The organism is Cyanobium sp. A1C-AMD, assembly GCF_024346495.1.
Lineage (GTDB): Bacteria > Cyanobacteriota > Cyanobacteriia > PCC-6307 > Cyanobiaceae > Cyanobium_A > Cyanobium_A usitatum.
Genome location: NZ_JAGQDB010000103.1, coordinates 1 through 7,269, shown reverse-complemented (window position 1 = coordinate 7,269; position 7,269 = coordinate 1). Strand labels below are relative to the sequence as shown.

The window sequence follows — 7,269 nt, the reverse complement described above, 5'->3', positions numbered from 1 at the left end:
AGTGGATGCGCAGCCTGCAGGAACGCACCGGTCCCCTGTTCTTGTACATCTCCACAGAAGACCGAATCCCGTCCAGCCATCCCCTACGCCAGGTGCGCCGACCTGCCGACCAGGCTTTGGATCGGCTGAACCCCAGGGCTGCCTAAAAGTTTGATCAAGGAGCCTTCGCTGCGATCGCGACGCCTCCCAGAGCCAGCATCCCTTGGATGTCGTAGGCCAGCTCACGAAACCCTTGGCGGATTGAGCGGTAGCCACCTCGCCTGAGCAGGTTCATCACCACCGTCCGCAGGAACGCAAACACCGGGACGCCATTCCGATTGGGGTAGCGATGGGCATCCTCGCCGAGCTGGACATCGCGGGCCCAGTGCCACTCGTTTTCAAGGCTCCAGCGCTGCCGGATCAGGCGCAACAATGCTTCGGGCGCTGTTCTCAGGCTGGTGATGAACAGGTGCTGCCTGAGCTCCCGTTTGCCTCTGCGCGTGGTCGTGTCGGCGTTCACCTCCACGATCCAGGCGCTGCCTGGCCAGTTCTCCTTGATGTGATCGGGAGCTTCTTTCGCCCTCAGCGTCCAGATGGTGTCACGGCCGTGCCGTTTCTCGTGATCCGTTGCCACAAATGGGATGTGACGCTTTCCCTCAAACTGGCAGGCCACCTGACGGCGAAGGGTGCGTTGGTTGTTCTTAATCGTCAGGCACACGTCGGCCCCCTCGGCGAGGCACCATCGAAAAACGACTGCGTCGTATGCAGTGCATCCGCCTGGATTACTACCCCCTCAAGCTCCAGACCGCTCAGCAGTTCCTTGAGGGCGGCTCGTTCACTTGACTCGTGGGTGTCGTAAGCCTTCTGCGCCAAGGCAACTCCCAAGGCGCGGGCATAGACCGTGACCTGGGCAACGTAGACGAAGTCGGCCGGAGGCCATACCGATGGTTGCCGTCCTCGGTCTCAATGGCTGAACCGCGCAACGTCTTGCCGTCGCACACCAATTGGTCGAGACCCTCTGTGCCACCAGGGATCTGGCTGATCATCCAAGCCTGGAGCACCTCACCGAACTGCTGCAGGTGGGCCTTGTTGAATAGGTACAGGAAAGTGGCATCTGAGGGCCAGCGCTTGAAATCCAGGCTCAGGGCTTGGTTCAGGGCTTTGCGGTGCCGCTTAGCAAAGGCCTCTAGATCGCGTGAGCTCCTGCAGCCGCTCAGGATTCCGAGCACAGCCACCAGCAGCAGGAACCACTGTGGGTAACGGACGCCACGCCTAAAACGTCCATCGGGGATCGCCTTGAGGAAGCTGATCAGATCAGCAGGTGCAAGCTGATCAACTGCACCGGAACAGTTTTGGGGCATGGGAAGCGGATAGACCCGCCGACCAAACCCAATGCTGACAGGTTCAGCAAGAGTTACCTGGACAGACTTTTAGGCGGGCCTGGGGTATAGAGGCCTACTTCTCAGGCTGCCTAACGCTCACTCTCGGCAGCTATCAGCAGGATGCGTTGATTCGGGATGAAGTCTTGTTTGTGGATGTTCCGCTAGGAGCCTGTCGCACATTGCGCTGCTATCAGGAAGCGGTGACTGAGCTCCTGTGATTCCGGACTATCTGTTTGCCGCCGTGGCGACATGAATCCGGTCCAATCCCCTGGCACCTTTGATCTGGCCAAACACCGGTTCCACCACGGTTTTACGCAGGGCATAGATCGCTTGTCCCGCCTTGGAGCGGAGCTTCCGCGCCATCCGGCCCCTGGCATCGAGGTCTTTGCGTGGTCGCCCCCTTGATGGTCTTGGCCTTTGGCCGTGCTGCTGCCGGCTGGTGGAGACGTAGGCATTCAGCCCTTTCTCCTCACAGGCTTCCAGGTTGGCGGTGCTGCAGTAGCCCGCATCCGCAATCAAGGCATTCGGCAGCTCCCCAGTGTTGGCATGGATTCTCTCCAACATCGGCAGTAGATGCACCGCGTCATTTGGCTGGTTGCTCACGCCGATCGCCACGATCACCTGATGGTCGCCATCGACAGCGGCCTGGCAGTTGTACCCCTGAATCCAGCCGTCAGCGCCTTTGAGGATGTGGCTATCGGAGTCAGTGAAGTTCCGCTGGGACTGCGGTTTGGGGTTGCCACTTGTATCGCTCGGGAGCTGCCGCTGCGGCATGGCCACCGCATCCAGCTCTGCCGTGAACACAGGTGATTCCAGCCCCGCTGCTTCTGCTGTCGCGATCGCCAGCTTCTGGGCGTCATCGACCCGCTTGCGGGCACCGCGAGCGCGGCGTGCCGCCCGCCTGCTGAGCTGAGCGTCGCCACTCCCCTCGGTTTGGGCAGCCTCCAGCTCAGCTGCTTCTGCTTGCTCTTGCCTTTGACGAGCTTTGGCAGCTGTCCGACGACAATCTGGTTGAGGGGTCGCGCCAAACAGGTTGACCGCTCTGGAGGAGTTCAGCTGAATCCGGTTGCCATGCGCAGGGCACCGGGCCATGCCTGCTCCTCTCACCGTTCAACAGATTGCGCTGTACATGTCCAAACGACGAGCCGGCAGCCGCCAGGAGGTGGCGGCTGCGGCGGCGGGCATTTCGGTGAGCAGTGCTCACCGGATTGATTCAGGCCGCCTGCAACCCAAAGCCGCTAAACCCCGTGGTCGGCGACGTCCAGACCCGCTGGCCGAGGTCTGGGATCCACTGTTACTCCCGCTGCTGGAGCGCCATCCGGCCCTGACACCAACCACCCTGCTGGAACACCTGCAGGAGCAAAAGCCAGATCAGGACTGGAGTTCGCTCAAACGCACCCTGCAGCGGCGGGTGCAGCACTGGAAGGCCCTCCATGGCCCGGCGCCTGAGGTGATGTTCCCGCTGGCGTATCAACCCGGCGAGATCGGCTTCTGTGACTTCACCAAGGTCAAACGAGTGGAGATCACCCTGCGGGGAGAACCGTTTGAGCACCTGCTGTTCCACTACCGACTGGCCTGGAGCGGTTGGGCTTACGGCCAGGTGATCCACGGCGGTGAGAGCTTTGTCGCACTCTCAGAAGGGCTGCAGAACGCCCTGGCCGCCTGCGGCGGTGTGCCCAAAGAGCTGCGCACCGATCGGCTCTCAGCTGCCAGCCGCAACCGCGATGGCAGCTACGCCGTCGATATCACCCCGCGCTACCAGGCGCTTTGCAGCCACTACGGCCTGAGCCCCAGTCGCAACAACCGCGGTGTGGCTCACGAGAACGGCATCGTCGAGGCACCGCACGGCCATGTGAAACGGCGGCTGGAGCAGAAGCTGATCCTGCGCGGCAGCTGCGATTTCGAGGAACCCGCCGAGTACGACGAGCTGCTGGCCGAGGTGTTCAGTGCCCTCAATGCTCCGCGCCAGCGGCGCCACGAGCAGGAACTCGAACGGTTGGCACCACTGCCTGCTTTTCGCTTTGCCGACTACGAGCTGCTGCCTGTGCGGGTGCGGAGCACCAGCACGATCGAGGTGCGGCAGGTGATCTATTCGGTGCCGCCGAGCCTGATTGGCCGTCAGGTGGCGGTGCGGCTGCACCATGACCGGCTGATCGTTTATCTGGGCAGCGACTGGGTTTGCCAGTTGCCTCGCGCCTATGGCAGCAGCAGTCATGGCCCGAGGGCCTGGTGCATTGATCTGGAGCACCTGATCGATGGCCTGCGGGCCAAGCCCAGGGCCCTTCTCCATTGCCGCTACCAGCGCCACCTCTTCCCTGATCAGCGCTGGTGGGACTTCTGGCAACAGCTCCTGGCTGGCGGTGATCGTGACGCCGCAGCCCGCTTGATGGTCGAGGCGCTGTACGTCGCAGTGCGGGTGGCCTCATTTGAGCTCGTGCTCGCCTTTCTGCAGCAAGCCCAGCAGCGCCAGACCCTGTCGCTCTCGCTCCTGCAGCAGCGCTTCCGGGTGCCGCCGCGCCGCAGTGCCTTCTCCGATCCCGTTATTTCCCAACACCTACTGGCCTCCTATGACCACCTCCTCCCCGGTGCCCCGCTCAGCTGCGGTGGAAGCGGCCTTGCCGCTGCTGCTCAAGCAACTGAAACTCGCCCGCTTTCGCAGCCACTGGCAGCCGCTCTCCCAGCAGGCTGAGGCCGAGGGCTGGAGCCCCAGTCAGTTTCTCTACGCCTTGTGCGAGCAGGAGGTAGACCATCGCCTGATCGCCCGACGCCAACGGCTGCTGCGCGATGCCCATCTCCCTTGGCAGAAGGGCCTTGATGGCTTTGATCATCAGCATCTCGAGCCCAAGCACTGGCAGGAGCTGCAGGTGCTTTCCCGCAGCCACACCTGGCTGCTGCAGGCCGAGAACCTGCTGTTGTTTGGCCCCAGCGGCGTTGGCAAAACCCACCTGGCCATTGCCATCACGATGGCGATAATCGAGCAAGACCAGGCCTGCCGCTTCTTCTCCGCCACGGCCCTGGTGCAGCTGCTGCAGAAGGCCAAGGCCAGCTTTGAGTTGCCGGCGCTGATCCAGAAGTTGGATCGCTACGCCTTGCTGGTGATCGACGACATCAGCTACGTGCGCCGCAGCGAGCTGGAGACCTCGGTGCTGTTTGAGCTCATCTGCCACCGCTACGAGCGCAAATCCCTGCTGGTGACCTCAAATCAGCCGTTCCGGGAGTGGGACGAGATCTTCCCGAGTGGATCGATGACCGTCGCAGCGGTGGATCGGCTGGTGCACCACTGCCACATCGTGGGCATCAAAGGCGAGAGCTACAGGCAAAAAGCAGCAGCTGCAAGGGTTTCCAGCGATCAGATAGACCCGCCTACGTAATTGACGCGGGCGCCATGGCCGTCACGATCAACGGCAGCACCACCCAATCGCACCAGAACCAATGCGGCGACACGAAAACTGGGCCACCAGCCTTGAGATTGACGCCGGAACCACAACTTGATTGACGCGTCGCGACAGCCATGGTCACGATCAAGGTCCCAACTGCAATCTCAGGAATCAGCAGAGCTCAAAACAAACGCTTCTACCGGTCAACCAGATTGACGCCACACATCAACCTGATTGACACGGGACAATCCAGGAACTGGCGCTTCTCTTCAGCCAATAACTCTGGATCACTCTTGGGGCGTCCGAGCCTTGGGCCACTCAAGCGAATGCCATGCCGCAGGCAGAATGCTCGATTAGCGCGAGTTCTATAGATCTGATCGGCACAGATAACCTTCGGGTAGTGCCCATGACGGCGGCGATAAGCCCTCGCTTGCCCTTTCAGGTCTTCTCCTTCGTTGTAGGGATCAAAGCTGAGTCGATCGAGAAACGTAAAGCCTTCACCTGTCACCGAGATGGAGATCTTTGCTCCGAACTCAACGTTGCATCGTGCCTTACCACGCACGATTGGCCTGACATGAGCCTGGCTGAGGCTGACAATGCGATCAGGGATACTTCTGCTATCAGAGTGGTAAAGAATGTTCTGCTGACGGACCAGCTCGCTGACAACCAAGAGCTTCTGGTAGGTATATCGCCCAGCCGCCAAAAGGCTTGCACCACAAACGGTTAGGGCGTCGATACTGGCCAGATTACGCCTGAGATGACCAAGCTGTTGCTTAATCGCTTTGCGGATTTTATTGATTCGTGGTCGCTTCTTCTTGGCTACAGCCAGAAACTGCTGTCTGGCTTGTTTACGGTGAGTGCGAGGCTTATGGCCAAAGGCATCTCTGACCTGTGAATGCATAACATCGATCAGCGTCTCGGTCATCTCTCGGGCTACTCCTTCGGAGAAGACTTCGTCAACATTGAGCAGAGAGAGATCTGTTGGGTGACGGATATCTGCCGGAGCACATGTTGCATCAATCAGCAATGAGCCCTGATTGGGCTCTATTGTGTCGGATCCAATCCGCTGATCACCTGCGCGGCCGGCCCCACCTCCATGGCTGCTGTCGTCATCGTCACCAGTGGCTGCGAAAGAATGGATCACATTCAGGCCATGACGCACGATTCGTTCATTGCAGTCATTCACCACCGATTCCGGCAGCCGTTTCCGGAAGTACACCATCATCGATGGATCAAACGGCGCTGAATACTGATAGCTCTCTAGGCCAATGAAGAACTGGAGATAGGGATTCTCCTTGATCTGCTCAACGAGTTCTTCATCCGTGAGCCCCAAGCGGGCTTTGATGATCAAAGCCCCCAGAGCCATGCGAAATGGCTTGGCGGGAGCACCAAAACCTTTGCAGAACTGGGCTGCATAGTCATCTTCCAGTTCGTCCCATGGGATCAAATCGGCCAACTTGATCCAGCGGTTATCACCTGAGAGTTGACCACCAAATGGCAGAAAGAAATCCTGGAACGAGAGCTGATCACGATGTTCGCGCCGATACATGTGGAAAACTTTGAGCAGCTTTTGGGCGCAAATGGGCCCATTTGCGTACATTTTACCGCCAGAAACTGCTCATATCCATTGCGGCGCAACTGGTTTGCCCTTCTTCAGGAGGCCCCAAATAAGCATTCGGTCTTAACAACGGAGAGGGAGTCCCTTGTTGTGACTCTCCGAGCGAAGTGGTGACACGGGAAGAGACGATGCTTCCCTTTGGTAGAGGCGGATTCCAATTCCATTTCCAACACCACATAGAACGTGCAAATTCAGGGCGCTGGCCGCAGTTCATGCCAGCGCTGAGCCCTTGCAGTCGTTACGGCGCCCTATCAGCAACTCCCTGGGCAGCTTTTGCTTCAACTGGTCTGTGGATCGCTCCCAGGACTGACCAGCGCAGTAGCGCATCTCTACCGTGTTATCGCCAGGGCATGGGTGCTTTCTTCTATTTGCGACTGTCTTGGCGGTAAGGGACTCAATGAACTCCTGAGCCCTGCAACTCCACATCCTGGCATTGCTGATGCAAATAAGTTCGCTTTTTCCAGTTACAATCTTTGCCAAGGATTAAATTATTGCCTTCCCACTCAAATACTTTTTTCAGTCTTAGGTTGAATGGGTGCTCAGTCGGGTCAAGAGTCCTATAGTCTCCTGTCTTTATTTCTCTGTTATTTATCGGTGAAAAAGGACGCCGCAACTTTAGAAGAATTTTCCCGAAAGTGGAGACGCATGGAATGTCATTGGTGATTAATGCATATTTGAAGTTTGGAAGAATTGATAAAATATCTTGAACTTCCTTCGTGCTTAAATGCATAAGTACGTCTTTGCAAACTAGCAGTTCGGCGGAGGGAAGTTCATTGTAATCCTCTGGAAGATTGACAAAGGAAACCCCTGATCGCGAAAATGATCTCTGATTGCTTGCGATTACATTTTTAGATGCATCGATGCCAATATATGTTGCGCTGCCAAAGTCGAGAAATTGGGAAAACTGCCAGTC

Annotated in this window: 5 protein-coding genes and 3 pseudogenes; 3 read left to right on the top strand and 5 right to left on the bottom strand. The window is 58.4% G+C overall.

The window, feature by feature from the left end:
- Positions 1-5 precede the first annotated feature (5 nt).
- A pseudogene (locus tag KBY74_RS12750) lies at positions 6-134 on the top strand (IS5/IS1182 family transposase); the annotation flags it as partial.
- Positions 135-154: 20 nt separating this feature from the next.
- Here the strand turns inward: KBY74_RS12750 and KBY74_RS12745 are convergent.
- From KBY74_RS12745 to KBY74_RS12740, 3 genes and pseudogenes are all read right to left on the bottom strand, one after another.
- Positions 155-730 (bottom strand): annotated as a pseudogene (locus tag KBY74_RS12745) (ISAs1 family transposase); the annotation flags it as partial.
- 58 nt (positions 731-788) lie between these two features.
- On the bottom strand, positions 789-1,340 hold the full coding sequence (locus KBY74_RS13920; RefSeq protein ID WP_396123194.1) for a transposase family protein: 552 nt from the start codon (positions 1,338-1,340) through the stop codon (positions 789-791).
- 246 nt (positions 1,341-1,586) lie between these two features.
- Positions 1,587-2,453, bottom strand: a complete 867-nt coding sequence (locus KBY74_RS12740; protein ID WP_254943014.1) for a transposase — start codon at positions 2,451-2,453, stop codon at positions 1,587-1,589.
- Here KBY74_RS12740 and istA point away from each other — a divergent pair.
- Positions 2,452-4,050: an IS21 family transposase gene (istA, locus tag KBY74_RS12735; RefSeq protein ID WP_254943013.1), complete on the top strand. Its 1,599-nt coding sequence runs from the start codon at positions 2,452-2,454 to the stop codon at positions 4,048-4,050. The two genes, KBY74_RS12740 and istA, sit on opposite strands and share 2 nt — an antisense overlap.
- On the top strand, positions 3,947-4,732 hold the full coding sequence (gene istB / locus KBY74_RS12730; protein ID WP_315859071.1) for an IS21-like element helper ATPase IstB: 786 nt from the start codon (positions 3,947-3,949) through the stop codon (positions 4,730-4,732). Before istA ends, istB begins: the two co-directional genes overlap by 104 nt.
- Before the next feature lie 253 nt (positions 4,733-4,985).
- Here istB and KBY74_RS12725 read toward each other — a convergent pair.
- Together KBY74_RS12725 and KBY74_RS12720 are read right to left on the bottom strand one after the other, a co-directional pair.
- A pseudogene (locus tag KBY74_RS12725) lies at positions 4,986-6,287 on the bottom strand (IS5 family transposase); the annotation flags it as partial.
- A 463-nt stretch (positions 6,288-6,750) separates the two neighbouring features.
- Positions 6,751-7,269 (bottom strand): class I SAM-dependent methyltransferase (locus KBY74_RS12720; protein ID WP_254943012.1); only part of this gene is annotated, 519 nt, incomplete at its 5' end.

What these genes read in the sequence shown, in the direction of transcription:
- KBY74_RS13920 (WP_396123194.1), bottom strand. Translation starts at nt 1,340, where the DNA reads ATGCCCCAAAACTGTTCCGGTGCAGTTGATCAGCTTGCACCTGCTGAT.
- istA (WP_254943013.1), top strand. Translation starts at nt 2,452, where the DNA reads ATGCCTGCTCCTCTCACCGTTCAACAGATTGCGCTGTACATGTCCAAA.
- KBY74_RS12740 (WP_254943014.1), bottom strand. Translation starts at nt 2,453, where the DNA reads ATGGCCCGGTGCCCTGCGCATGGCAACCGGATTCAGCTGAACTCCTCC.